This is a genomic window from Paenibacillus sp. GQ49, assembly GCF_059759055.1.
This window is the reverse complement of the sequence record NZ_JCAXEL010000026.1, coordinates 32972-59523: the sequence shown is the minus strand read 5'-3', so window position 1 is coordinate 59523 and position 26552 is coordinate 32972. Positions and strand designations below refer to the sequence as shown.

20 protein-coding genes and 2 pseudogenes are annotated in these 26552 nt (G+C 42.0%); 7 read left to right on the top strand and 15 right to left on the bottom strand.

Features of this window, described 5'->3' with window-relative positions:
• The first annotated feature begins 207 nt into the window (after positions 1 to 207).
• The 3 genes from AC6CIF_RS28815 to AC6CIF_RS28805 all read left to right on the top strand — a co-directional run bounded on the left by AC6CIF_RS28815 (position 208) and on the right by AC6CIF_RS28805 (position 2820).
• Complete coding sequence (locus AC6CIF_RS28815) at positions 208 to 1248, top strand: DJ-1/PfpI family protein (RefSeq protein WP_498202465.1); 1041 nt, start codon at positions 208 to 210, stop codon at positions 1246 to 1248.
• 112 nt (positions 1249 to 1360) lie between these two features.
• Positions 1361 to 1999 carry a DUF2306 domain-containing protein gene (locus tag AC6CIF_RS28810; protein WP_105598975.1) on the top strand — a complete coding sequence of 213 codons (639 nt, stop codon included), beginning with the start codon at positions 1361 to 1363 and terminating at the stop codon, positions 1997 to 1999.
• Positions 1996 to 2820, top strand: a complete 825-nt coding sequence (locus AC6CIF_RS28805) for a DJ-1/PfpI family protein (RefSeq protein ID WP_076334222.1) — start codon at positions 1996 to 1998, stop codon at positions 2818 to 2820. Before AC6CIF_RS28810 ends, AC6CIF_RS28805 begins: the two co-directional genes overlap by 4 nt.
• A gap of 972 nt (positions 2821 to 3792) precedes the next feature.
• On the opposite strand, the gene AC6CIF_RS28800 is transcribed toward AC6CIF_RS28805, so the two are convergent.
• The 6 genes and pseudogenes from AC6CIF_RS28800 to AC6CIF_RS28775 all read right to left on the bottom strand — a co-directional run.
• Positions 3793 to 4575 (bottom strand): MBL fold metallo-hydrolase, encoded by a 783-nt coding sequence (locus AC6CIF_RS28800; protein ID WP_076334221.1) that lies wholly within the window; start codon positions 4573 to 4575, stop codon positions 3793 to 3795.
• Between the two features lie 202 nt (positions 4576 to 4777).
• Positions 4778 to 7291, bottom strand: coding sequence for an excinuclease ABC subunit UvrA (locus AC6CIF_RS28795; RefSeq protein WP_076334220.1), 2514 nt, complete (start codon positions 7289 to 7291; stop codon positions 4778 to 4780).
• 71 nt (positions 7292 to 7362) lie between these two features.
• The gene (locus AC6CIF_RS28790) at positions 7363 to 7776 is read right to left on the bottom strand and encodes an Lrp/AsnC family transcriptional regulator (RefSeq protein ID WP_076334219.1); all 414 of its coding nucleotides are present in this window, start codon (positions 7774 to 7776) and stop codon (positions 7363 to 7365) included.
• 788 nt (positions 7777 to 8564) lie between these two features.
• Positions 8565 to 8717 (bottom strand): hypothetical protein, encoded by a 153-nt coding sequence (locus tag AC6CIF_RS28785; RefSeq protein WP_498202464.1) that lies wholly within the window; start codon positions 8715 to 8717, stop codon positions 8565 to 8567.
• A complete protein-coding gene (locus AC6CIF_RS28780; RefSeq protein WP_076334218.1) occupies positions 8714 to 9022 on the bottom strand; it encodes a hypothetical protein in 309 nt (102 codons plus the stop codon). The genes AC6CIF_RS28785 and AC6CIF_RS28780 overlap by 4 nt, the downstream gene beginning before the upstream one ends.
• Positions 9023 to 9034: 12 nt before the next feature.
• Positions 9035 to 9442, bottom strand: a pseudogene (locus AC6CIF_RS28775) (carbohydrate ABC transporter permease); the annotation flags it as partial.
• Here AC6CIF_RS28775 and AC6CIF_RS28770 point away from each other — a divergent pair.
• Positions 9387 to 9632, top strand: coding sequence for a GntR family transcriptional regulator (locus AC6CIF_RS28770; protein WP_254848011.1), 246 nt, complete (start codon positions 9387 to 9389; stop codon positions 9630 to 9632). The pseudogene AC6CIF_RS28775 and the gene AC6CIF_RS28770 overlap by 56 nt on opposite strands.
• Positions 9633 to 9960: 328 nt before the next feature.
• Here AC6CIF_RS28770 and AC6CIF_RS28765 read toward each other — a convergent pair whose 3' ends face one another.
• Positions 9961 to 10860: an SDR family oxidoreductase gene (locus AC6CIF_RS28765; RefSeq protein WP_076334215.1), complete on the bottom strand. Its 900-nt coding sequence runs from the start codon at positions 10858 to 10860 to the stop codon at positions 9961 to 9963.
• A gap of 137 nt (positions 10861 to 10997) precedes the next feature.
• Here AC6CIF_RS28765 and AC6CIF_RS28760 point away from each other — a divergent pair, with 137 nt between their 5' ends.
• On the top strand, positions 10998 to 11339 hold the full coding sequence (locus AC6CIF_RS28760; protein ID WP_237175050.1) for a winged helix-turn-helix transcriptional regulator: 342 nt from the start codon (positions 10998 to 11000) through the stop codon (positions 11337 to 11339).
• 17 nt (positions 11340 to 11356) lie between these two features.
• Here AC6CIF_RS28760 and AC6CIF_RS28755 read toward each other — a convergent pair whose 3' ends face one another.
• From AC6CIF_RS28755 to AC6CIF_RS28730, 6 genes are all read right to left on the bottom strand, one after another.
• Positions 11357 to 12166 (bottom strand): response regulator, encoded by an 810-nt coding sequence (locus tag AC6CIF_RS28755; RefSeq protein ID WP_076334214.1) that lies wholly within the window; start codon positions 12164 to 12166, stop codon positions 11357 to 11359.
• Positions 12141 to 13907: a cache domain-containing sensor histidine kinase gene (locus AC6CIF_RS28750; protein WP_076334213.1), complete on the bottom strand. Its 1767-nt coding sequence runs from the start codon at positions 13905 to 13907 to the stop codon at positions 12141 to 12143. The genes AC6CIF_RS28755 and AC6CIF_RS28750 overlap by 26 nt, the downstream gene beginning before the upstream one ends.
• Before the next feature lie 116 nt (positions 13908 to 14023).
• Positions 14024 to 15562 carry an extracellular solute-binding protein gene (locus AC6CIF_RS28745; protein ID WP_076334212.1) on the bottom strand — a complete coding sequence of 513 codons (1539 nt, stop codon included), beginning with the start codon at positions 15560 to 15562 and terminating at the stop codon, positions 14024 to 14026.
• A 43-nt stretch (positions 15563 to 15605) separates the two neighbouring features.
• Positions 15606 to 16469, bottom strand: coding sequence for a carbohydrate ABC transporter permease (locus AC6CIF_RS28740; protein WP_439823117.1), 864 nt, complete (start codon positions 16467 to 16469; stop codon positions 15606 to 15608).
• 56 nt (positions 16470 to 16525) lie between these two features.
• On the bottom strand, positions 16526 to 17416 hold the full coding sequence (locus AC6CIF_RS28735; protein ID WP_498202463.1) for an ABC transporter permease: 891 nt from the start codon (positions 17414 to 17416) through the stop codon (positions 16526 to 16528).
• A 186-nt stretch (positions 17417 to 17602) separates the two neighbouring features.
• Positions 17603 to 20314, bottom strand: a complete 2712-nt coding sequence (locus AC6CIF_RS28730; protein WP_076334210.1) for a glycosyl hydrolase family 95 catalytic domain-containing protein — start codon at positions 20312 to 20314, stop codon at positions 17603 to 17605.
• A gap of 153 nt (positions 20315 to 20467) precedes the next feature.
• Between AC6CIF_RS28730 and AC6CIF_RS28725 the strand changes: the two genes are divergently transcribed.
• Entirely contained in the window at positions 20468 to 21352 is an 885-nt protein-coding gene (locus AC6CIF_RS28725) for an AraC family transcriptional regulator (RefSeq protein ID WP_258170176.1), read from the top strand.
• A gap of 571 nt (positions 21353 to 21923) precedes the next feature.
• Here AC6CIF_RS28725 and AC6CIF_RS28720 read toward each other — a convergent pair.
• Positions 21924 to 22220: an ArsR/SmtB family transcription factor gene (locus tag AC6CIF_RS28720; RefSeq protein ID WP_083679762.1), complete on the bottom strand. Its 297-nt coding sequence runs from the start codon at positions 22218 to 22220 to the stop codon at positions 21924 to 21926.
• A gap of 291 nt (positions 22221 to 22511) precedes the next feature.
• Here AC6CIF_RS28720 and AC6CIF_RS28715 point away from each other — a divergent pair.
• Positions 22512 to 23056, top strand: a pseudogene (locus AC6CIF_RS28715) (cupin domain-containing protein).
• 2002 nt (positions 23057 to 25058) lie between these two features.
• On the opposite strand, the gene AC6CIF_RS28710 reads toward AC6CIF_RS28715, so the two are convergent.
• On the bottom strand, positions 25059 to 26549 hold the full coding sequence (locus tag AC6CIF_RS28710; protein ID WP_498202462.1) for a hypothetical protein: 1491 nt from the start codon (positions 26547 to 26549) through the stop codon (positions 25059 to 25061).
• Between the last annotated feature and the right edge of the window lie 3 nt (positions 26550 to 26552).

Genomic DNA, 26552 nt, shown 5'->3' with positions numbered 1-26552 from the left:
TCTCGTTCTTTCCTTTCGGGCCTTTGTTTTGTCTAACGCTGTTTTCTTTCCATGCAGTTCGAGTATATCCGATTCGTTATCGTTACAAAAATGGTCATCAAAAGAATGACATCGCTATGATTCTGATGGCCAATGGGGAAATTGATGAGAAGGAATATCGTAAGCTGAAAGATCTTTTGACTAAATAGAGACAAGGAGGATTTACGGATGCTTAACGTTCAAATTGTGTTGTTTGACGGCTTTGACCTTCTGGATGCGATAGCGCCTTACGAGGTCTTCTGTGCTGCAGCCATGAATGCTGAAAATGCGTTGAACGTAGAATTGGTCACCGCCGAGGGACCAAGATCCGTGCCTAGCGGCATCAACGGGTTGAGGATTGAAGCGAGTGGCGGACTGGACCCGGAACGAGCGGGGATCATTTTCGTACCTGGAGCGTCCGGCGACGTCGAGGGAGATGGGCCCGATTCGGTTCCGGCTATTCTGGGCCGTGCCATGGAGACCGAATTGACCGGCATGATCGAGCAAGCTCTCCAGCACAAAGACAGGATAGTCGCTACAGTCTGCGGCGGTTCACTGGTGCTTGCCATGGGAGGCCTCTTGGAAGGCAGACCTGCGGTAACGAACCATCTGGGCATGGACTTACTTGGTGCAACTGGAGCAGTTCCCATCTCGGCTCGCGTTGTGGACGACGGCAATCTGGTTACCGGCGGCGGCGTAACCTCAGGACTCGATGTAGCGCTGTATCTGGTGGAACGTGAACTTGGGCCTCGTATCGCTCACGCGGTAGAGCAGTTATTCGAATACGAACGAAGAGGCACGGTTTGGAAGAATATCGGGATAACGCCAAGCGTTAATAAACCATTGACGAGCGAAGAGCCAAACACCGTGGTGAACCAAACAGCGATGACCCCCACGCCCCGTACCCTGCACTGCAACACCGTACAAGCATCGGTCTTCGACGGAGATTGGGATACCACCCTCGCTACGCCCGTTGGAAAGCTGGAGATCATGCTCTCAATATCGACAAGACACGGTATGATTCACGGCACGGCGATGCAAGGAGATGAAACCATTGAGTTTATGAACCCCTTGCTTGAAGATAACAAGCTGGTCTGGTCACTTCGAATCACGAAACCCATGCGCTTGAATCTCAAATTTGAAGTTGTCGTCGATGGTGATCACATGGTTGGTTTCGCTAAAGCCGGCCTCCTGCCTGCATCCAAATTAACAGGAAATCGGGTTGCCTAATCGTAAGAAGGAAAATCCGCGGCATACACGTGCTCTGACTTCCAGATATGTATGTCGATCGTGTTTTACCGTATTCAGAAATGAAAAATGGAGCTTCGGGAGTTGCAAATGGATGAAGAAACGAAAATCGTTATATCTATTGCTAGCCTGTGTCAGCATTCTATTTATACTACACACTTTGGTGAAAAACTATTGGATCGATCCAGGTGCTTCGGGATTTTTAAGCCATAAGACCGGGCTGAAACGCGAACTTAATCTCCCGGTTTGGCTTAATGTCATGTACATTCATGTTGCATTCGCATGTGTGGCCATGGCATCAGGACTGATTAACTTTTCGAATCGAATATTTGAAAGAAGCCGCAGGCTGCATCGCATAAACGGCTATGTATATATCCTATCCGTACTGCTGGTTGTACTAACTTCCGGATATATGGCCCCCTACGCGACAGGCGGCAAAATAAGCAGTATGGGATTCAATCTGCTGAATATGATCTGGCTGGTTATCACCATTACGGCGCTCGTTCAAATCAAGAGGAAAAGGATCATTCGACATCGCAACTGGATGATTCGTAGTTACGTCTTTTGCTTCACTAACATGTTGATCCATCTCATTACTTCCCTGTTTCATCAGGGATTCGGGTACGTTTACCCTACTAGCTACACCATCGGCGTTTACGGCTCGATTGCGCTGCTGCTAGTTATTCCTGAAATCATCATCAGAACAAATCGAAAGGAATGGGTATCAGGATGAAAAAAATACTTAGCTTACTCACGTCGTTAACGCTCGTTCTATGTCTATTATCCCCCGCAGCAAGCGCAGAAACAAACAAGAATCCAGATCCATCCAAGGGTAAAAGCGTGCATGTACAAATCGTATTATTCGATGGGTTTGATCTGCTGGACGCATTAGCGCCATATGAAGTATTTGCTGCTGCCGGAATGTACACTGGTGGAAAAGTTACTGTAGAATTAGTATCTGCAGAAGGTAAGCGTTCGGTGCCGAGCGGGCTGAATGGACCTGCCCTCGATGCGCAAGATGTGTTAGACCCTGATCATTCCGGTATTATTGTTGTTCCTGGCGCTTCGGGGAAGCCAGCGGGGAATACCTCAGATGCTATTCCCAACATATTAAGGCAGGCCAAGGATACGGGATTAACAACGATGATGAAACAAGCTATGAATAATAAGGAAGTTACGGTGGCTACCGTGTGTGGAGGTTCATTGCTGCTGGCTATGGATGGATTGTTGAAAGACAGATATGCTGTCACCAATCAGTTAGGCATGAGTGCGTTAGGGGCTCTCGGTGCAATTCCCGTCGATGCAAGGATCGTGGAAGATGGCTCTCGTTTGGTAACTGGCGGTGGTGTTACTTCTGGACTTGATGTTGCCTTGTATTTGGTTGAGCGTGAAGTAGGACCACAGATTGCGAATGCCGTAGAGAAGTTATTCGAGTACGAGCGTAGAGGAACGGTTTGGCAAGCAAACGGCATACCGCCGATTAACTTTGGGACGAGCCAGGATACGTCTAGAAAAGAACAACCGTCTGCACTGGAGAAAAAAGTCGAGAAGTGAGGAATCGAGCATAAGTTGCAATGAAACATGTCGTTTCATCTTCTCACCTATGAAACTGAAAACAAGCCGGAATTTTGACGTGACCCCTAAAAGTTAGACACGGTTATTTTGCCAGGCAATTTGCTCAATATGGGTTCGGTATTGCACCGGACTCATTTTTGATTTTACTTTCAATCGTTTTGCATGTTAGTATTCCACATATTCCCAAGGTTTTGTATAAAATGCTCTACTTTCGAATTTCTTATAGTAAAGTATTCTGATTTCATATCCTCAAAGATTACTCCTTCACTGAATTATGATAACATTTTCCTTGGTAGGTTCGCGTTCTTTCTTCCAACCCGAAAACTGCTGTGATTGTATGCAAATTTCGGAAATGAATTAATGGGCGAATAACCAATTATATATGTGCCTAATAATCGGCAATAGGAACCTGCTCTTGTCCAATAAGGTAATCGGTACAGATTCTTGTCCTCAACAGCTAGTTTCCGTCCGATATTTCGCTTTAATACCTAGCCACCCGTGTTTAACCTCTCATCGTGTCTGTTGTTTCATAACAATGTGAACACTTTCATGTATTATGGTACTTAATGAGATTTTAAGTGCATGTGCTCATCGTTAGGTATACATCTAATCGGCTAACGGACTATGTTCTTGTCTATCCCGGCAATCGGTACAAGTTCTTGTCCTTAGGGAACTTGTACCGATAAAATAAGAAAGCCGCTAAAATAGCGACTTCAATAGGAATATGTTCTTGTCCCTCGACAATAATAAAGTTAATAAATTTTTTTCTATTAACTCAGATTCTTACCTTAAGTACATACCTCTGTACGTTTGCTTAAACAGCATTAATTGTTCCTTAATCACATACGCTCACTAAGATGCACGTCTATCAATTAGAAAAGAAGCTCCACCTACATAAATAGGTAAAGCACAACTAATCTATTGTTCAACTGATATTCTTTATTTATAGGATTAGTACTCTAATTTTTCCCCATCTTCTGGAACTGATAACTTTGCGCCAAATCCGTGCTCTTTTGCAAAGTCTTTTAACTCTTTACGTGTTAGATAAGCATGATTAACTGCCTCCATATGGGTTGCAAACAATTCAGCTTCTGGAAGAGTTTGATGTACTTTTAGTACACCTTCTGCCCCCATAATTAACGGCCCACCAATTTCAAATTGATTGTTACCTGCGTTAATAATTACAACATCCGGCTGATATTTTTGTAGATTGTTCTCCACTTCGTCATACCAAACGGTATCACCTAATAAATATACAGTCTTCTCACTTTCATGCTTAAAGACAACACCGCAAGCAGGACCTGATATTGCTAGCATCTCGTCAACACTTGCGTGTTTTCCATTGGTATGAGTTAAAGAAATTCCCTCAAAATGTGTCTTATCACCTATTACATAAACATTCTTAAACCCTTGCTCACGAAGTGTAGTTGCATCATCCTCATTTTGCGAAAATAAAGGAATTTGTTTATCTATTTGTTCACTTGCCGCAGGATCCCAGTGATCTGGATGCAAATGCGTTACAATCAATGCATCCACGCCTTCTAGAATTTCATTAACTGACATTGGCAATTCAGTTATAGGATTACTCTCCAAATTTCCAGACATAGGCATCGGTGCATGTGGTGGTGCAAATGGAGGAATTTCACCTTTTTTAGAGAGCATAGGATCTACTAAAAAGATTTTTTTACCATACTTTATTTTTAACGTTGCATTCCTGATTTGCGTAATATACATCGAAAATCCTCCTTTAAATTTATCAAGTTATTTGAGCTCTGTAATTTACCGATTTGAATCAAAGTACCACTTGCTCACTCATAATAATCTAATCGGTTTATATTATCATTTTACCGTCTAATAAAAAATCATTACATTATTAAAAAAGGAAAACAGCCAAATTACTTTATTTTCTAAAGAAAGTAGGAACGATATAATTGATTCATGTAAGATAATTCTTTATATATTTTCCAGTAACACTGGATTTTGTTCTGCAAATTTGTTCTACAGAACCATTTGCCATTAATTGACCTCCATAGCGTCCCCCATTTGGCCCCATATCAACAATATAGTCAGCATTAGCGATCACATCTAAGTCATGCTCAATTACAATTACTGTTGCTTTACTTTGCACCAATTTATCTAATACACCCACTAATGTAGCAACATCTCGAGGATGCAATCCAATACTTGGTTCATCAAAGATAAATAAGTAGTTTGCTTGTTTTTTCTCTAAATAGTAAGTCAGCTTTAATCGTTGTGCTTCTCCACCAGAAAGTGCTGGCGTGCTTTCGCCTAGATGTAGATAACCAAGACCTAGTTCATTTAAAACTTTCAATGTTTTAGAGATGCTGGATTGGTTTTTAAAGAAAGATTGTGCTTCTGCAACCGTCAATTCCAGTACTTCCGCAATATTCTTTCCTTGCAAAGTAAGATCTAATATCTCATCTCTATATCGCTTGCCCTGACATTGTGGACAGACTTCAACAATATCTGGTAAGTACTGAATATCTAGATTTACACTCCCTGTACCCTCACAATAAGTGCAAGCTCCTGAATTGTTATTATAGGAAAAATCAGTTGCCTTGAATGCATGTGTCTGATCCGCTTCCGTTTCAAAGAGTTTGCGCAGCTTGTCCATAATTTTAGAGTAAGTGGCTACTGTAGAACGAATATTTTTCCCAATCGGATTTGAGTCAATTTCTACGACTTGCTTGATCTTTCCTTCGCCTGTTAATGCAACATGGTCGGGAAGTTTCTCCTTTGCCAATCTGGCTTTCATAGCGGGGACGAGACTATCTAATACTAATGTGGTCTTCCCTGATCCTGAAATCCCTGTCACAACATTGAGACCATTCAACACAAACTCCGCACGAACTTCATGGATGTTGTTTTTACCTTGAACTGTAACTATTATCTTATCCAGCTGATTAGCATCTTGAATGTTACGAACAACAACCTCTGCTGATTTATTTAAATAAGCAGCAATAACCGACTGATCATTAGTAGATAGTTCACCTGGAGTTCCTGCACCGATAACTTCTCCACCATCTTCACCAGATAAAGGTCCTATTTCAATCAAATAGTCCGCTGCTTCTAAAATGGCAACATCATGATCAACGACGAGAACTGAATTACCTTGTTTAATAATCTGCCGAATAATCTGTATTAAAGCTTTTACATTTTCTGCATGGAGACCAACACTTGGTTCGTCCAAAACATATAAAATCCCTGTCATTTGATTGCGAATCGTACGAGCTAGTTGAATTCTCTGCAATTCTCCTGTTGAGAGGCCATTCCCCGCTCTATCTAAAGTTAAATAATCCAGACCTAGCGCGACAATTGGATCTATTAGTTCTTTCAACTCTTTTGAAAGTTGTCCAGCCATATTTTTCATCTCGGCAGGTACCCAGCTAACTAATTTATCTGAAAACTCTTCTAGCTGTAATAAATCATATTGGCTGACTTCTGCAATGTTTTTGCCCATAATAAGCGTCGAGAATAGTTCGGGATTATAGCGAGTTCCATGACATCTGGAACAACACCCTACATCATAAAACCGATTTAATCGCTCGATGGTATTATCATTTTTGGCAGTATTAAAGCTGTTTTCTACTGCTACAAAAGCATTTTCGTACTTGGCATTAAGTTCAAAAGATTTCCCAGTTGAAGTTGGAACCACAATGACTCGCTTTACTTCTGGTCCATGAAGTACAATTTCTTTTTCTTTATCCGTTAGTTCTTTAAAGGGAAGATCTAAGCGAACACCTTGCTGTTCCGCTAGTAAATGCATATGCGTTCTGCCCGGTAATCGCCAGGATGCCACGGCACCTTCTTTAATAGTTAAATCAGGATTTGGAATAATCTTCTTCAACTGAATTTCTCTTGCTTCTCCCGTTCCTTGACAAGTTGAACAAGCTCCATCTGAATTGAATGCAAAGCTTTCTGCACCATAGACCATGAAAGGGACTTGGCACGTAGGACAGTTAATAATCCCCATTCTTTCGTCTGTACCCATGAAATCCATGACTTCTGCTACTCGAAGTGTGGGCTCTAGACGATGCCCATTTGGACAAACATGAGAACCTAAACGTGAAAAAATCAACCGTAAAATGTTCAAGGTTTCGGTTAGAGTTCCCACTGTTGAGCGAATCCCGGGTGTGTCTGGTCGTTGGCGTAAGGCAATCGTTGAAGGGAGATTTTTAATTGCTTTCACATCTGAACGTCCCACCTGCTTAATACGGCGCCGTGTGTACGTGGCCAAGGCATTTAAGTATCGTCTTGTTCCTTCAGCATAGATCGTGTCCATCGCTAAAGACGATTTGCCTGAACCTGATACTCCAGTAATTGCAACTAAACGATTCAAAGGAATATCAATATTAATATTTTTCAAGTTATTCGCATTGGCTCCCTGTACATTGATATGCGTTGGAATATAGTTCATTTCATCCTGCATTGTTATAACCTCCTATCAGCTCTTTTTTTGTAAATTATTTTGTATCACATTAAATTCGTTGTTTAATTGGATTAAATTAGCTCAGAGATAATGTGTAGGACTTTGTAATTTGCATATTCATTTAACAGTTCCAAAAAGTTATTCAACTCATCATTAGAAGGAAATCCACCTTGGATCATATAATTCATTTGTCCAGAAATTCTATAATGGTGGAGAATAAATTGTTGTTTGGATTGAATAAACTCTAAATATCTTTTATGACTAAGATGCGTCATTTCAGTCTCGATAAACACCTGATGAGTATACCCAAGCTTAGACGGATCAACTTCAATTGTATATTTTTTTATAACGTTTTTATCCTCCATTTGTTTAATTCTTGCAGAAACCGATGGGGGTGTCATATGAACCAATTGGGCTAACTTATTTTCACGAATTCTGGAATTTTTTTTCAGCTGTTTTAATATCTCAATATCCGTATTATCCATTAAGTTATACACTCCTTATTATTTAAAAGAAAAGATGGGATATACCAAATTTTTTAAATTACTATATACAAATTTACAAGTACAGTATACACATACCACGTTAGCAGATGGTAAACTATAATTTTTATTAAAGGAGAATATGACATGGACAAACCACAATTTAATCACGTTGCTTGGTTCGAAATTGGAGCAAACCAACCCAAAGAGGTAAAAGATTTTTACAGCTAGATGTTTGGTTGGAAGTTTAAAGCAACAATGATCTGCCTGGTGTGAATTATGATGCAGTGCTTCAAGGAAATGGAGAAATGCCAACAGGCGGTATTCTGCACACTGCAAACAAGCCTTGAAGAATACTCAACATTTTATGTGATAGTAGAGGTTCAAGAATTTTTGATAAGTATGGGCTTCTTCATCAGCCTTAGCAAGCGTATAAGTTGCCTTTCTATAAATTAATTGCATCAGTTTGAGCATAGCACTCATTACAAGCGCACTCACCGAGACGCCAAACTCTTACTTTATCGATTCATCGACAAGGTCAAAGTATAGGGGGCTTCAAAGCCGACATCGACTGGCTGTTGACGTTGTCCTTCAGTGGAAGAATGAATTATGATTTGATGCATAGTACGTGAAAGGGTTAAATTCGTCCCATAATCGTAAAGCATCGGTTGCAGAAATCAGGACCGGATTATCTCCACCTGAGGGATCCGTTTCAAGCTGAAAAGGAATTATCCCGCCATCGTACAGCTTCTGGCCGACAGAAACCTGAACCTGGATGGATACCGTCCTAATCAGGGATGGCCCCAAGGAGAACGTTCCAGTTCGTTCTGGGTTTGATCCGTTGCCATATGCGAATAGCGGATGCTTCTCCAGCCCATAACTCCGGAGCTGTTATCCTCGATAACAAAGAGAATATGCAGCCCCGGCTCAAGGTAACCGCTCACATCATACAGCTCTGCGGTGTCGATAACGTGTTGCAAGATCCTACCTGTACCCCGTCGATCCACAGCTCCGTTTCCCGCGTCCGTTCCATTGTGAAGAAAAGTAATTTGCCCCGCCATTCCTCCGGAATAATGACTTGGTGTTCAAATCGGGCACGTCCCTCATACGCATGCTTCCGGGTCAGATGATCAGAGGAAACCTCAGGCTTCGATCCCAGAACATGCTCGTCGGGTGTTCCGGGTAATGCGATGGTCTTGGACACTAATTTTCCCGGATCAGTCCAGAGACATGGTTTGTCTGCTGCCATTCTCCATTGGTCTCATCCTTTCAATCCCGTTGTGCTAATACCTTCTACAGTGTACCGCAGGTTTTAAAGATGATGAGAATAGGCGGAATCAGCGACAGCGTAGCCATCGCAAACATGGCGGACCAATCTGTACCTGAGCTCGGGTCTGCGAACAGACTGAGGGCGACGCTGATGGTGTACAGCAGCGGTTTCCCTAAATAAATCAGCGGCCCCGAAGAAATTGTCCCAGGACCAATAAAATTCAAATATGGCCGCTGTCACTAACGCCGGTGTAATGAGCGGCATAATGACACGCGCGAAAATACCGAACCGGCTGCAGCCGTCAATCTTGGCAGCCTCATCCAATTCGTAAGGAATGGTGCGGATGAATTGCAGCAGCAAAAAGATAAAAAAGGCAGAACCGAAAAGGGCCGGAACCAATCAGTTGGCCGAGCAATTGTCGATTAACTGGAACACTATTCAAAGCGTATATGCACAATTGAAAGAAGAAGGACTTCTGCTGATGCAAAAGGAGCGGGGAACGCAAGTTGCCGACGAAGAACAAATCCAGCGCTTTGAAGCTAAAAATCCTCATTTTTCCTTTGTGGAGCAAATGATTGACGACAATTAGAACCTTCATTGATGATGCCCAAAAAACAGTCATTTCCGTCGGCGCTACCAATGACGTCTCATCACTGTTTAGCATGATAAGACAGCCGTGACTAGATCTGGATTAATTGACAGCAAGTAAGGGAATCCGAGACTAGTATTAGAACAATTCGACGTGCTCATGCAGTTTAACTGCTCTAATTTCAGCCAAAGCACAAATAACCACTACTCTCGTAGTGGTTATTGTTAAGTTATAGCTCACTTGCTGATCTCGGCAATCGTCTGTCTCCCTCCCGGTATAAACTGAACTTGCTTTTCTCTGCGAATGGATCGCCCCGAATCCTATGTTGTTATAGTGCGAAAAATCCATTCTGTACAGCTTGTTTCACCCACTCTTGGAGCGGAGTGCCCGGTGTAGCAGAACGCAACTCGTCGCTGACCTGGTCTGGCTTGGGAAGTATTTGAAAATGAGAATTTAATCCAAGCCATTTGTAGGAGTCGGCGAGGCCTTTTGCTGTTTCCTTGCCTAGTATTGGAGATAATGCTTCTTCGAACGCTCCCACGGGGAGAGAATAAAACTGTATTTTTCGATTTAATGTGGCGCTAAATTGCTCTGCCAGCTGATTTCCAGTTAGCGCCTCAGGTCCTACGATAGGCAATGTCTTCCCTGCCAGTTCTGGGTGGTTAAGTGCATATACGCTGTAAGCGGCTGCATCTTCCATACTAATCCATGCGACTGCAGAATCAGCAGGTACAGGGTAAGCCAGTGTTTGGTTGTCTACAACGCCGGGAATAAGGAAGTTTTCCATATAAAATGTAGGTTGTAGGATAATAGTCGGAATGCCACTTTGCTTCACATAAGCGATTAATTCTCTCTTAATATCATAAGCAGCAACACCTGTAACATCATCTGTAAAGAAACCGCTGGTATTAAAAACAAGGAGTTTAACATTGGCTTTTTTGGCAGCATCGACGGTATTACGGATGAATTGTCGATTACGCTCCAAGTCGTAGTCCACCGGCAGCACCAGGAATACTTTGTTGACACCGTGATGAGCAGGAGTTAGGCTGCTAGCATCTGTTAGATCGCCAACAAAGGCAGTAATGCCCTGCTCTTGAAGCTGAGCGGCCTTGTCCGAATTTCTTACGATTGTATGAACGGCGTGTCCTTCTTTCAGAAGTTTGCTGGCGACTGCCCCTCCTTGTACGCCGCCTGCTCCATATACTAATATCTTATCCTTAGTTGTCATTTATTGATCATCCTTCCGTTTACTAAAAGTAATTTAGTGACTATAGTTAAATAATATAGGTTTAAATTCAATAATGTAAGTACGCACATGAAGGATATTTAGTATCCTTAAGGATACCTAAAAAGGAGAGAATCAGAGTGGATAATCAAGACTCACATTGCTCGCAATGCCCGGTTGAATTTACAGTCAATATGATTGGGGGCAAGTATAAGCTGCTTATTTTGCACAACCTTTCGCTTCTCGGCGTAAGACGGTTTAATGAATTAAGAAAAGAATTTCCCAACATTACGCAGCGTACACTCACTCGCCAGCTGCGTGAGCTCGAAACCGATGGGCTGATTAACCGACAAGTGTATTCTGAAATTCCACCCAAGGTAGAGTATTCTTTGTCAGAGACCGGGAAGAGCCTTCATTCTATACTTTATCAGATAGAGGAATGGGGCTTGAATTATATCGCAAATAATCCAAAAAATTCATAGGCCATGGCAAGTATGTCTCAGTGCACATCATACCCATGGTCTGTATTTCCTTTAAAAAATAGAGAATTCGAGTCTGATTGCACTTTCCGGTCTCTGAACTGTCCCGGAGTTTCATTATTAAATTTGCGAAACACTTTATAAAAAGTCCGCTGGTTCTCATACCCTACCATTCTGGCTATCGTATCCAGAGACAAATTCTTCATGCTAGCCATCATATCCTTAGCCTTACCTATCCTTACCTGGTTTATATATTGCACGAAAGTATTTCCGGTTTCCCGCTTAAACATCTGTCCAAGGTACACTGGATGCAAATTCAGGTATGCCGCCGCATCAGATAAAGAAATATCCTTCATGTAACTTTGCTCTATATAGGCTTTTAGCAGTTTAATATGTTCGTTCTGCGAGGTACCCATTTCTTCAGGAGGATTGCCAGAAACTTCCAAAATTTCACGTTCTTGAATCAGTTCACATGCTGTTCTTCTTAGAACCTCAGCTAACTCCACCTGGTTAATTGGCTTAAGTAAATACTCTATCACCTGCAATTTAACAGCTGTGCGTGCATAGTCGAATACATCGTGCCCAGTTAGGATAATGAAGCGCTTTATATCTTTTTGCTGCGCTCGCCGAATCAGCTCCAGACCGTCTATCTCTGGCATATGGATATCCGTAATGATTAAATCCGGACGGACAAGTTCTATTCGTTCCAGCGCTTCGATACTATCACGAGCCGTTATGATTTGCCTGAACGCTGTCTTTTCTTCCTCAATCATGTCTCGCAGACCTTCCAGAATTATTGGCTCATCATCCACAATCAGTAGTTTGAGCATTGGAGTATTCCTCCTTCAGCAGCAGTTTAAGGCAACAAACCGTCTCTTTGCCGGGAGTACTTATTATTCCAAGCGATGATTCTTTACCGTAATATGCTTTGACCCGTTCAGCCACATTACTAAGCCCGATGCCTGTCGTCTTATGCTGCGATTCATGCTTGGTGATACTGCCCTCCAGCAGCCGCTGAAGAAACTTTATCTGCTGCTCCGATATCCCGGAACCGTTGTCGGCTACCTCAATCCACACATATCCATGTTTTCTTTCTATCCGCAACGTAATCCGCTTGCTGCCCCTGTTCCTGGACAAACCATGGATCATACTGTTCTCCACCAGCGGCTGCAGGATAAATCTGGGACAAGGCAACGATAATAGCGTTTCCTCTACCTGGAGCTCCACCTCAAGGTCACTCATACGGATTTGATGTATTGCGATATAGGTGCTTACATGATCTAGCTCATCTCGAAGCGTCGTATGTTCCGACTTTGACAGACTGTAGCGGAACAAATTACCGAGAGAAAGAGCCATCTCTGCTACTTTATAATCCTTATTTGATCTGGCAAGCATTCGCATCGTTTCTAGGGTATTATATAGAAAATGGGGTTGAATTTGTGCCTGCAGCATTTTGAAATCTGCTTCTTTCTTAAGCATCTCCACCTTTTGAACATGGTTTACTAATTCATCCATGCGGCTGATCATTTCATTATAGTTGGTGATTAGGAAGCCGATTTCGTCTTTCCCAGCTTTCCCCTTAACGGGGTTGTTCAGGAACTCTGGCTCCACTCTGCGCATATGACGCGAGAGCCGGACGATTCGTTTGGTTAGCGAAGAGACGATCCAAAAGTACAGAGCGGACAGCAAGGCGAGCAGCGCCAAACCGCAAGCTACCCATAACTGCTTTACCCTCAGGAATTCGAATAAAGCTGCCCGTTTATTCACCTCGATAATCGTTAGCCCCAGCTTTGAAATATGAACAGAATTAATCAACAGTCGATCATGGTCGGCAAGAAATCCTCCCAAGGATTCATTACCAAACAGTTGGATAATGGAGCGTATTTGCTCATCTGACAGCTTCGTATTCGTGACATAGCTAACCATCTTTCCTTGACGATCAAGCACCATTATTGCATTATCCGGATGTACTTGAGTCAAGGCCGACACGAATTGATCTAACATTGCAGGGTCAACACTTATCTGAATAATACCTAGATCAGTAATATAGGAATTACTGTACAGCTTCTGGAAATAACTCAGTGCCGGAGCGGCAGGATCGAAAGATTGCTTCCATAGTCCCTGGGCTGGACGCAACTCTCCAACTTCATCAGGAGTTAGGAATCTCCCTATATCACGATAGTTCTGAAAACCGGGAGCCCCCAATAGCCGTTTCTGATACTTGGGATAAACTGTAAGATTTTGCACTAAAGGATCTGCCAGATAAGCAAACGAAAATGCTGGATTAATTTCTTTTAAATACGAGTAGATTAAATCACGGTCATCCACAAACCCTCCTTGCAAAAAGTCAATTAAAGCTGCATTGTTTTGATAAACCGAAGTAAGTGATTCCAGCTTAGCTAGGCTCGAATCCAGATTGGATGCAGTCTGCTCCAAATTTTGCTGGTTTGCAAGTTGATATTGAGTGAGCATTTTGTCATACAGCTGAATATAGGAGAACAGAGCGAAGAACAGAAATGGAAGCACAATGAGGAGAATGTAACCCAAGTACATTTTTGTACGTATACGCATATTACATATCTCCCCGCTGTCTAATATGGTATTTTAACGTTGGTGAGCTCATACAGGATGCGGGCTTCTTGAGCCTGCATCCTGTATGAGCGGTATAGTGCCTGTATGTTGGCTTGTTACTTCGTTAACTGATCATACTTTTGCTTAAGAGGACCGTACTGCGCGGTTGCCCATTCTTCGAGCTTGCTCATTCCGATTTTTTCGGCTTTTTTAATCAGCTCGTCGAAGGCAGCCTGTGCTTCAGCTTCTGTAGCAGCCAGATAGATCTTAGTGACCTCCGTTTTCACCATATTATCGATGTTCGTGCGGATAATCTGTTCGGGTGAATCCGTGTCAGGATTAATCATACCTATCGCCGGATTAAACTTAATTATTGGTGAGTACTTCTCTCCCTGCCGTGTCGTTTCCGAGCCTTCTTTGTAAGATGTTAATGCCATTCCTACACCTGTCTCAGTAGGCACACCCCACCAGTACACCCCTTTTTTCTTCAGTAGCTCGAGATCGTTAATATCATACGTGAATTCCGGGTACCCGGCTGTATTCCAGCTCCAATCCTTGCCCTCTACGCCCCACTCTGCCGTTCTCCAGCCTTCCTCTGAGTATAGATATTTCAAAAATTTGACGGTCGCTTCCACATTTTTATTACTCTTGGTGACATACATTCCCAGCCCCCCGGTTCCTGAGCTTAGGATGGAGGCCTCTGGTTCAAGCGGTTCGGCCAATTGAACAAAGCTGATACCGTTGTCTTTGTTATCCGCATTGAGGCGTTCTGCCCCGGAATAGGTCCAGGTATAGGCGAAGCCCTTCCCGGCCGCCATCATTTGCTCTGTCTCCGTCTCATTCTTATAGGCAAAGTTCTCTGATGTTATATATCCGTTCCGATATAGGCTATTCATATACAACATCGACTTGCGTACAGCGTCTTGTCTCAGATAGTAAACAATCTTCCCATTCTCGTCCACAAAACCTCCATAAGCACCGAATTGTGCATCGAAATATGGCCTTTGCCAGTTAGGATTAAGAATTAAAGGCGTCATCTCCGGATATTTCTCTTTGACAGTTGCGAACACATTATCAAGATCATCCAGTGACTTAATGGACGGATTACCTATTTCCTCCAGAACATCCTTGCGCATGGCTAACCCGGGAACCATCATATGGGCATAAGGATTAGCCTTCCACTCGGATTCAGGAGAAAAGTCATTACGAATGGCGTAATAATTCCCGTCACTTACAGTATTCACTAGTTCCTTTACTGGATCGAACTTCACATCAGGAGCATATTTAGGAAAAATTTCATTATACGGCAAGCTTAGATTGCCATCTGACATTAGCTTGAAGTTAAAAGAAACAATGATATCCGGGAGATCCCCTGAAGCTACCATCAGCGCCAATTGCTTATCGTCCGTGGCAACCGTAATTTTCGGTTTCACCCCAGTAGCTTTAGTGATCATTTCCGGAATTTCCCCGGACCAGTCCTGAAAAGGATACCATGTTGCATCAACGAACATACTCAGCTCCACTGGCTTATTTCCATTGTCGGTAGATGATGCAACACCACTCTGTTCCCCATTTTTGCTGCATGCTGAAAGTACGCCGACTACCAAAAGCACCGCCAGTATAAGCTTAAATAGCATACGTGAGCTTTTCCCCATCTTTCTTTCCCCCATTCATGTGATTTTGGAAATTACCGGATGTTTAACCTTTTACCGAACCGAGCATCATCCCCGAAACAAAGTACTTTTGCAGAAACGGATAAACCCCGAGAATCGGAATAATAGACACCACCATTGCCGTCGCTTGAATAGAGAAGGGCGTAACCTTAGCTCTGGACATCGAAGCTGCTGCAGCATCCCCCGTGGGTACCATTGACTGATTGATTACCTGCATCATCCGATAAGTAAGCGTTCTCAAGTTCTCGTTCTGAACGAAATATGCAGAGTCGAGCCAGGAGTTCCACTGTCCGGAGCCAATGAATAGGCTCATCGTCGCCATCAGCGGCATGGAGACAGGTACAACGATGCTGAAGAATATCCTCAGTTCACTTGCTCCATCTATTCGAGCAGATTCTCCTAGTTCATCTGGAATTTCACGAAAGAAAGAGATGGCTATCAGCAGGAAGAACAAATTCAGCATGCTGGGAATCACGTATACCCCGAATGTGTTAATCAGCCCGAGGCTTTTGAGCACAATGTAAAAAGCAATCAGTCCACCCGAGAAATTCATCGCTACTACCACGATAAAAAAATACGTTTTTCTAAACATCAAATCTCGCTTCGCAAGCCCATATGCAACCATACTGGTGAAAAACACTGCGAGCACCGTACCCACTATCGTCCGTAGGATCGAAACCAGAAAAGCATTTACCCATTTGGGATCTTCAATAAAGTAGATGTAATTCCCCAGCGTGAACTCCCTCGGCCATAAATACATTCCTCCAAGGTTAGAATCAGATCCTGAATTGAATGTAATGATAAGAATGTAATAGAAGGGGTACAGCGTAATAAACACAATGATTAATAAAATTACCGTTATCAGAATGTCCAGTATCCAATCCTCCATCGTTCTTTTCCTGCGCATGGCTTCACTGCCTTTTCTGTTTGAGTAATGACCCTAGGCTAGAACAATCCGGTTCCCGAGAACCGCTTGGCGATAAAATTACTGGTGAAGATCAGGAAAACCGAGATTACCGACTGCATAAGGTCAATTGCTGTGGCAAAAGAGAACCGTCCCTGGGCTAGACCAACCGAAAATGCATATGTCTGGATAATCTGCGACTTCTCGTTGTTGAGCGGATTCCCCAGCAGCATCGACTGTTCGAAATTTGACCCTACCAATCCGCCTCCCAGAATACTACCGATGGTCAGAATGAGCACTACTATGCTGGCACTTTTGAGCCCCGGTAAGGTAATGTACAGAATTCGTTTAAGTCTGCCAGCCCCGTCAATCTCCGCTGCCTCATACAATGCTGGATCAATGCCAGCCAAAGCTGCCAGAAAAATAATTGTCCACCAGCCTGCCTCCTTCCAGATCGCAGTCATAACCGCCAAGCCATAGAACGAATCGGGATCGGTCAGGATTTGTACAGGTTCCTTGATGATATGCAGCGATAGCATCAACTCATTGAAAATTCCAAAACCGGATGAAAAGAAAGCGTATGCAATACCAGTCACTACAACCCAGGAAATGAAATGTGGCAGGTAGCTTACAGTCTGTACAAACCTTTTAAAAAATACATGTTTGACCTCGCTAAGCATAATCGCAAACAGGATCGGAATCGGATACGAAAAAATCACTTTCAGTACACTGAGTATTAACGTATTGCGCACCAGGCTTGGAAAGTTGTAATCGTTAATCAACTCTCTAAAATGCGACAATCCTGCCCAGGAACTGGTGAAGATACCTTCAATACCAGTAGAAATTTTGTAATTCTTGAAGGCGATGATAATGCCGAACATCGGAATGTAGCTGAAGACCAGCAAGAAAAGAATCCCAAGTCCTACGAACAAATGAAAGGGTAGCTGCTTGTGTAAACGTTTTAGAAATAGTTCTTCTTGAATGATGTCCACCTCCTTGACGGCTAATAGATTAACTCGCTTTCTAGGTTAAATTATAGGTTCCTCAAACCGTCATGAACACAGTTCATTTCCAATAATGAGATGTCCATTTTCAAGGTGGTCACAGTTGGACTGGTCCTACAATTGAAACGCAACTGTAACCTCGGTACCTTCACTAAGTGTTAACTGAATATATTTCCCGCGTAAGTCCTGTTGTACATCCGCTTTACTTCCGTCGATCTTGGCTTGAGTCCAAGATAGTCCCACCCTTATTCGGATGGTATTTCCATTCTTGCTGGAACTCACTACTACATGCACCGTTTTGGCGGAAAGATTCCAGGATAATGCCTTGACTTCGACCCAGGTTCTCGCCATAAGCCCATGTATAGAACCCTTTGTCCAATCAGAAGGCAAAGCCGGAAGAATCTCTATTTCACCCGTATTCGAGAATAACAGCGCTTCATTAATGGCTCCTACAGTACCGAAAGAGGTATCCGTGCAATAACAATTGCATCTTCTGTTTGAATCATGATCTGTCATTAAGGAGCTGTAATAACCCGCATCCCTCATCATGGGAAGAAGTGCTGAGAGCACTCCGTCACCATTTTTCAGCCTAGCTTGAACTAGCGCCTTATGCATCCAACCATGCCCAGCGGTATCGTCGACAGTATTAAATCGATCTCTATTGTCAATCGCAATCTTTGCAGCCTGCTTTAACTCCGGATCGGTTTGTGTTTCATAGGCTGGCCAAGCCACATAAAGATGGCTCAAATGTCGATGATTGTTATTTTCCGTATAGTCACTCATAGCCCATTCTCGCAAAGCACCATCATAGTCATATTTATAATTTGGCAGCAACTCAAGCAATGCTGTCCACTTAGCTATGGCTGTTTCATAACCATCGCGCTTGACTGCCTTTTCCATGGAGATAACCATAGATAGACCATCCCGTGCAGCAGAAATGTCCATGGTGGCATTCGCCGTGATTGTGCTGTTATATCCGATGGGGTGATTCTCTGGAGAATATGTGGGAATAATTAGGTATTTCTCTCCTGAATTCAAAGTCTTTTTGTCAAACTGGTAGCATGCCTTGCCGTTGACGTCCGTGAAATATTCCGGTGTGCAGATCTGCTGCCAAAAGTTTGCCTGCTTGGTAAGCAAGGGAAGCAGAATATCTTCTGCAAGATCCAGATAGCCTTTGTCTAACAGCTGTGTGAACTCCTCATCGCTCATGCCTCCATCTTGTACACTCAGAATGGTCTGCAGTTCATGAATCCGCATATTAACATGAAGCGGTATCTTTTGGTTGCCGTAACACTGCCAGTATTCATAAATGGGCAGAAGGCACCAGCTTGCCCCCGCGTTCCAGTATTCGAACGGATAATCATTGTCATATTCCACATGCATCCCGCGATCGCCGTCAGAGTTAACGGAAACCTGCAGTGCATCGTGCATCCCGTACGCCATCCGCGCATTGTATTCAAAGTCGGGAGTATTTCTCAAGAAAAATATAATATATCCGAGCTGTGCTTGCGTTAAATGGCCTGTATTCATGGAAGCAACCTGCAGATTCACATTAGCATCAAGCGTATAAATACCCCGCCAGCCAGGATTCCACTCCCCGGTCCACATTCCATATAAGCGCGGTGCACTGGTACCGCTGCAGCAAATCATGGCATACCGTCCCTGGTTATACACCTGCTCCATAAAAGCATGATTGACTCTGTCTGGAGTTGATTTTTGCGTAGTGATCAAGGTTTGGTTGTCTGAATTTTTGTAGTGGTCGTCGCCATCAATACTGAAGCTCACTGCATTAAACTCTACTGAATGCTTCCTTGTATGGGCAGCGAGAGCTGCATCATAATTTAATTGACCGTCTGAAGCCAAATATTTTTGCACAACCGCGTTTATATCTTGATAGAGTTGGTCTACGATCTTATATTGTGTCATTTCAGCAAATTCTTCGATTCTTCCCATAGAGTGAGTTCTGCTTGAGCGCGTAATTAAATATATGGCATCAGCGTCCTTAATTTGAATTACCGGATTTGGTTCTCGCCCAACATTGATCAGTTCATGACTGCCAGCCATCAGCATTCTCTTCTTGGTTCCGTTTAAAACAACAATCTGAGTCAATCCGGCATACCCGCCGTAAGCTAGTTCACTTCCCTGATACACGGGATAATGAGCAACCTGGGCGAGATAATTCGCACCGGAGTCCACCAGCTTCTTATATTGCAGCTCCCTCAGCTCGATGTGGCCTTTGTTCGCTCCGCTTATTGTGGAGATGTCATCAATGGAGAGGGTTATATTAATTTTTGTGCCTGTAGAAGATGCTGTGATCTTGGTAAAAGTTACATTATCCTCACGGGACGTAAAGGATGTGCGGACCCATTCCCCATTCTCATCACTGTAGCGTACCCCAGTCTCTGCTGTTTCATAATTCGTCCATCTCTCATAACCACTCAGACTTCCTTGGGAGGGTATACTGAATCGGAGTTGGTGTCCAGGATGGTAGCTATAATAAAAGGTTCTGATCCTTGTGGAACCGGTTTTATTCGTAACCTTCCATTTATCGTTCTGCTTAAAAACATTTTGTCTGGCATCAGTCAGTTGCTCCGTCAATTCTTCCGGAATCACTCTTGGATCCTTGGAAGGATAGTTAAAGAACATATTCTGAAAAATAAAACTGTCCGTATACGGCGAACCTGAAGTAATATATCCGTTCTCCCCGTTTCCGCTAACCATACCCTCCCGCCATGCATTTCCGGGATTAACAGAGGAAACTTCCGTGTAGGCGTTTGCATAATTTCCTTTCTTATACAAGCGTATTGTTTCCGGTAAACTGGTCATTAGGTCTCCTCCTGATCTGTTTGGGCTGCAATTATTAATATTACGTCGGATTTCAGTAATAATTATATCAATGGAGACTGGAATTCGTTATCCTTGTAGATGACAAGGAAGAGGGAAGCATGTCGTAATTTTACAAGGGGAGGGTTAGATGGCATGGAATTACCTAATATTAACATCGGAAATCTAGATATCAAACTGACTCTTGGCGCAGTAGTATTGAACGTATTGTATGTTAAGTTCGGCTATTTCCACAGTCCTATGCCTGAACACAGCCATAGCCAAGGAAGCTACGAGCTGCATTTTATTCCAACCGGCCAAGGTATTCTGAATGCACAAGGAAACCGTTACGCAATCACGCCCGGCACGTTATTTGTAACCGGTCCAGATGTCGTTCACGAGCAGATTCCGGATCCAGAAGACCCGATGGCGGAATACTGCATTTTCTTTGAGATTTTGCCCGGAAATTCCATATATCCGAATGTCAAACGTTCCTTCGTAAGAGAGCAGTCTCTCCCCGAATTACTGGTATCCACCCCCTTCTGGATTGGGAAAGAGGATGGGAAAATGCTCGAATTGTTCAAAATGCTTGCTGAAGAGCTTTCCCTTCAAAAAATCGGCGTCCATCATATGGCAACCAACATTCTTGAGATGATTGTAATTTGTTTGTTAAGACATTACAGCGAGAATCACACGACCATACCGTCCCTTCCCTTGAAGACTCTTGATGATAGCAGACTGCTTATGATTGAGAACAGCTTTTTATACCAATACAGCTCCATTAGCCTGCAACAGCTTGCTAACGAATTGGGGCTAAGCACAAGACAGACGGAACGAATGGTTCATAAGCAATACGGTATGTCCTTCAAAGATAAGAAGCTGCAAGCACGAATGGCTGCAGCTTCAAGGCTTCTACTCACAACGGAAACTTCCATCGGCCTAATCGCAGCACAAGTGGGTTTCGCAACACCGGAACAATTCAGTAATGTATTCAAAAAATATTTTGGGATGACAGCCACTAGATACAAAAGGAAGCGTTGAAACGAAGCTAACACCATTTAGAATAAAGCCTACTTTGTTTACACTGGAGAATTCCGGATTGAGCAACGAAGGCACTATGTGCTTCACGTTTACTTTTTATTGGATACTAACCCATCAAAAATAGCCATACTCAGCGTTAGCGTTGTGTTCGCATGTGAAATTACAACAGTCCCAAAATAGGCAGTACCTGCTGCCGAAATCGATGATGTACCTGTCTGGGTTCACATAGAACCGTTTACTGAAATGAAGGTTGTAACCACCACATTGCCTGTACGGGTTGCTCTGATCCAGTAGGGTGTGTGGCCGTAAAGGATGCAGGGGAATAGCTCATCCTATACTTCGAATGATTTACCATATGCTCAAGGACAGTAACCCTTGCTTTTAGATGATGAATTAATACCTATTAGATGTGCATCTTCGTTTTTTGAATCTCCCTCTTTTTCTGTTTGATTCTTCACCTCTTCAGCTTTTGTTGAAGTTGTATTATCTTTTACCTTTTCCGCTACTGAATTAGTACCATCATTACCGCTTACACCACGGTTTCCAAAACCAGATTGAGCTAAATCATCTTTTACTTGTGGTGAATCAGGAACACGGCATCTCTGTGTTTAGATCTCCAGGCTTCCCGCCATTTAAATTCAGGGAAGACAACGGAGTTCTCTTCTACAGTGACTTCAGAATCTTCTCGAATGCCATTCAAATGATTCCTTTTACGCAAATGCTGACTAATTCCAGGTTGTGACATGTCTAAAATCTCTACAAATTCACACACGCACCATTCACGTTCTTTGAGGAGTGTAAGTATAGTAAGACGTGTTTTATCGCCCAGCAATTTAATCTTATCCGCTGCTTCTTGAATAGAATCCATATCACTTCCTCCTTTCGTTCAACATAAGTGCATGCTTATATTATAATAAAAAAATTGAAGTCAACGTTTAATTCGAAATTAACCTAAAAAAGCGTTGGTTCAAATTAGAACCAACGCTTGGGTGTTCGTAAACTCTCTTTCATTTTCAATTGATACAAGAAGTACTGCAATCACTCTTTTCCACCAATGTAATTATGTAGGCTCCTGCCCATTATTGCAAATGTTGTATCCCTTTATATAGGCGGCTGCATAGGTTGTGAGTAGACATTTCACCAAAGAAGGAGAATGACTATGTACCCTAAATTATTTCATCAAAATCAATGGCATAATCCAATGCCTAACAACCAGAATAACAACGGACAAGGGCTCTCCCCTCCGTACTGCCATGGAAATGTGAACCTTAGTCATCCTAGTGGAAATATAGAAATTAGAGATTACGGACAACAACCACTTGTAATCAATATTGAACAAGCCGCAAAATATAATCAGAATTATCGTACCGCTCTGTGGACAGGAAAGCATTTTCAAGTGACTTTGATGAGTATCCGTGTTGGCGAAGATATCGGTCTGGAAGTGCATCCGACAACCGATCAATTCATTCGTATTGAAGAAGGTAAGGTCAGGGACTTGTGCAAATGGGAGACGAGAAAGACAAATTGAATTTTCAAACGATGGCCTGTGAGGACTATGCCGTTATGGTGCCTGCTGGAAAATGGCACAATATCACCAACACAGGCAGTATACCTCTTAAAGTGTACGTGATCTATGCGCCGCCCGAGCACCCTTATGGGACAGTTCATGAAACGAAAGCCATTGCCATGTCTTCTGAAAGTTAGTTGATCATATTCTAATGCAATACAAATTTACAAAAGCCTGATTCCTCTTTATTCGTCGTGGAGAAAAATCAGGCTTATACTATGTGAAATTAAATCATTGCAGATCAATACACTCAGTAACGTTATGACTCCGTTGCATTCGTAACGGTCTTCACGAATCTTAGCAAGGCTATTGTACTGAGAACGTGTACTAGGACCTTGAGATAATTCATGAAATACAGACAACATAAGTTGGTCGGCTGTTTTTTTATATTATTAAAATATCGGTTCCCGTTAGTTTAATGATTTAATAACGATTAGATAAACGCTTAATCGGCAATGAGAACATGTTCTTGTCTAATTCGGTAATCGGTACAAGTTCTTGTCCTCAACCAATAGTCCCATTACCGATATTTCATACTTATAATACCTAAACACTTGTGTTTACCTTTTAAGCGTATCAGTTGTCCCATAACAATTTGAATATTTTCATGTATTAAGGTGCTAAATGAGGTTAAAGTACCTATGGTCATTGTTTAGAAATATATCTAATCGGAAATAGGAACATGTTCTTGTCCCTCTCGGCAATCGGTAGAAGTTCTTGTCCTCAACTGCCAGTACCAGTCTGATATTTCGCTTGTTTAATTTATGGCCGATCGTGTTTAACCTCTCAGCGTGTCAGTTTTCCTTAACAATTTGAACATTGTTATGTATCATGGTACTTAATGAAGTTTGAAGTGCATGTGGTTAATGTTTAGATATATACCTAATCGGCAATCGGACTATGTTCTTGTCCATTCCGGTAATCGGTACAAGTTCTTGTCCTTTGCTCGGGACAAGAACTTGTACCGATAAAATAAAAAAGCCGCTAAATTAGCGACTTCAATGGGAATATGTTCTTGTCCCTCGACATTAAAAGACAAGAACATTGTTCCATTGCAATCGCATGTTAGTATACTGCACTTCTCACGGATCATGGTGTAAAGAAGCCAAACGCATATGATCGGCTGCTTTTTATGTTTGAATAAGCTAACGGTTCTCGTTAGCTTATTCCCATTCCTTCCAAAAGACCCATCCTCCATTTTTAAGCGAAAAAGTGATTTACACTGCTTACATCTCAGAATCGAACCAGAAGGATATTTTGGATTATCGATATACAGTTTGGGAACACATTTCTCGTACCCACATTTTGGGCATATCTGTCTCATACTTTTCTTTGTTTTCAATTTCTTACCTCAATTTATTATTATATTTTCTTTATTTTAGCATCGTTCATTAAACTAAACTGCCCGTTAACTTTAAAAATGGATATTACTTTACAATTAGTTTTTTTGGGGGATCTATTTTAGCTCACACGCCCTCTATTTTAGCGACTTTTTATGGTAATGTGCTCTTTTCAATCGACATAATTCCTTTCATGCAACTGTTTAGATAACATTCTAATCGGGAATGGTACAATGTTCTTGTCCTGCGACAGTACATTGATTGACACAAAGTTCCCTACCAAAATGACACAAAGTAAAAAAAATGATTCTCTCCAGGGTAGTAGGGAACTTTATGTCAAATTCCAGCCTAGTAGGGAACTTTATGTCACTAAAAATTGACACAAAGTTCCCTACCAAAAAATAAAAAAACCTTATTCTATAAGGGATTTCATGGTTGGTAACTTTATGTCATTCTACATCGTTGTCGGAGGACAAGAACATGTACCGTTAAAGGACAAGAACTTGTACCTATTGCTGTCTCCTCCTTCAATTTACGGGTTTATGGTTTAATAAATAAAGCAATCAGTCTCTATAACTGATTCAAAAATTTGATTTTATAACAGTCCCTTGACATTTTTTATCAGTATCTTAATGTTCATTATCACCTTACGTTAAGCATCTTTTTTATTTGATTTGGCCGTTTGGGACAAGAACATATACCGTTAAAGGACAAGAACTTGTACCTATTGCCGTTTACAAACCCCATTTTAAACCGAGTTAAACACAAAAAAACCGTTAATCTTTTCAGATTAACGGCTTCAAAAACTTAATTTTTTCACATATTTCTCGACTGCTTTTTGGAGGATCTTATATTCATCACTTGGATTACTCATGTTCAGCATGGCAACTTTTTGTGGTGCATACGATATCATTGATTGAATATCTTGTTTAGCGGTTTCATGTTGATTCGGGCAATTGCATTTGTTAGTCAACAACGGTTCTCTTTTTTGCAAATGATAATATTCAATGCTGCTCGGTGAGCTGCTCTCATCAATGTTATATTTGAAAGCAACATCTGGAAACGAACGATCCCTCATATTCTCAATTTCCTTCCAATTAGGAACACTAATTTCTTTGCTTCTCTTCCCTGCGATCTCCATCCAAGCACAAAAGAAATTTTCACAGAACTGTAAGACTAGTTTTTCAAGAATCCAAGAAATCCCCCCTATATCAATACTTCTACGAATTTTCATTTGATAATTGACGACCTGATCAGTAAAATACTCCAGAAGCTCCCTGATTAGAAGTGGCGATACATCAGAAATCAATCTCGTTCTTAAAGAATTAAAGCCGTAGAAATGCTCCTCCTTTAAAAGAGATTTTCTCCAAAAAACATAAGCATATGCATAGGGACAAATTTCAGGGAATTCAATTGTTTCATTCAATTTTCTAAGCTCCATCAATTGAGTTATGCAAAGTTGATGAGACTTAAGTGAACTCTGAAATAATCGGTTTATAACTTGTTGAACAGCATTAGAAGTAACTCGCAGTAAATCTTTTTGGAAACGGTTAGAGAAGTAATCCTGTCTGTCCGTGGATTCTTCCGTATCAAATACTTTTATTTCTTCAGGTTCAACTGTAACTAAACGCTTTAAATTGCAATGTTGTGCATGAATAATCCATTTGGAATGCATATTTGATATCTTCATGTTTGCCTGGTTTGCTTGAACCCAACGAAGGACAGCAGGATTCATTTGATCAGGTGCTCTCCATTTGTTCCAACTGGACATATGAAAAGTAGCAAAGGCATATCCACACTTGCACTGAAATGCATGTTCTAACTGTCTATTCGACAACAAGAAAGGTATAGTTGATTTACAGGTAGGACAAGCATTATTCAATTTAAGATCATGAAATGCGCATTCATCAAGAAGTTTAAACTGATGCAGCCAAGAATGATAGCCCCCCTCCATACATTTCGAACACCAATGCAATTCACGATGAAACCAATGCTCCCACGAACTATATAGATCACAAAAAGGTGCTATTAACGACTGAATAATCTTAAAATTGTGTTCTTGTAAGTTAAAATCCAGCGCTTGATGAAGCCTTTCGAGGTGAAATCCATTTAGCTGTAACAGCTCTCTTTGCTTATCTCCAATGTAATGTTTAATATTCTTCACATGAACACTGCCAAAGATTTGAAGAATTTCATTTCGATCTGCAAGGTTCACCAAAGCAAGTTTTTCAAATACGGACCAAGGCGATTCATATTCATTTATCCATTCTTTCCTCCACACGACATTCATGTT

Coding starts and splice junctions, on each gene's coding strand:
- AC6CIF_RS28750 (WP_076334213.1), bottom strand. CDS start 13,907: ATGCGTATACGTACAAAAATGTACTTGGGTTACATTCTCCTCATTGTG.
- AC6CIF_RS28710 (WP_498202462.1), bottom strand. CDS start 26,549: ATGAATGTCGTGTGGAGGAAAGAATGGATAAATGAATATGAATCGCCT.
- AC6CIF_RS28740 (WP_439823117.1), bottom strand. CDS start 16,469: ATGGAGGATTGGATACTGGACATTCTGATAACGGTAATTTTATTAATC.
- AC6CIF_RS28745 (WP_076334212.1), bottom strand. CDS start 15,562: ATGGGGAAAAGCTCACGTATGCTATTTAAGCTTATACTGGCGGTGCTT.
- AC6CIF_RS28815 (WP_498202465.1), top strand. CDS start 208: ATGCTTAACGTTCAAATTGTGTTGTTTGACGGCTTTGACCTTCTGGAT.
- AC6CIF_RS28795 (WP_076334220.1), bottom strand. CDS start 7,291: ATGCAGGATGAAATGAACTATATTCCAACGCATATCAATGTACAGGGA.
- AC6CIF_RS28790 (WP_076334219.1), bottom strand. CDS start 7,776: ATGGATAATACGGATATTGAGATATTAAAACAGCTGAAAAAAAATTCC.
- AC6CIF_RS28810 (WP_105598975.1), top strand. CDS start 1,361: ATGAAGAAACGAAAATCGTTATATCTATTGCTAGCCTGTGTCAGCATT.
- AC6CIF_RS28725 (WP_258170176.1), top strand. CDS start 20,468: ATGGAATTACCTAATATTAACATCGGAAATCTAGATATCAAACTGACT.
- AC6CIF_RS28720 (WP_083679762.1), bottom strand. CDS start 22,220: ATGGATTCTATTCAAGAAGCAGCGGATAAGATTAAATTGCTGGGCGAT.
- AC6CIF_RS28730 (WP_076334210.1), bottom strand. CDS start 20,314: ATGACCAGTTTACCGGAAACAATACGCTTGTATAAGAAAGGAAATTAT.
- AC6CIF_RS28805 (WP_076334222.1), top strand. CDS start 1,996: ATGAAAAAAATACTTAGCTTACTCACGTCGTTAACGCTCGTTCTATGT.
- AC6CIF_RS28770 (WP_254848011.1), top strand. CDS start 9,387: ATGAATTGCAGCAGCAAAAAGATAAAAAAGGCAGAACCGAAAAGGGCC.
- AC6CIF_RS28780 (WP_076334218.1), bottom strand. CDS start 9,022: ATGGCAGCAGACAAACCATGTCTCTGGACTGATCCGGGAAAATTAGTG.
- AC6CIF_RS28800 (WP_076334221.1), bottom strand. CDS start 4,575: ATGTATATTACGCAAATCAGGAATGCAACGTTAAAAATAAAGTATGGT.
- AC6CIF_RS28765 (WP_076334215.1), bottom strand. CDS start 10,860: ATGACAACTAAGGATAAGATATTAGTATATGGAGCAGGCGGCGTACAA.
- AC6CIF_RS28755 (WP_076334214.1), bottom strand. CDS start 12,166: ATGCTCAAACTACTGATTGTGGATGATGAGCCAATAATTCTGGAAGGT.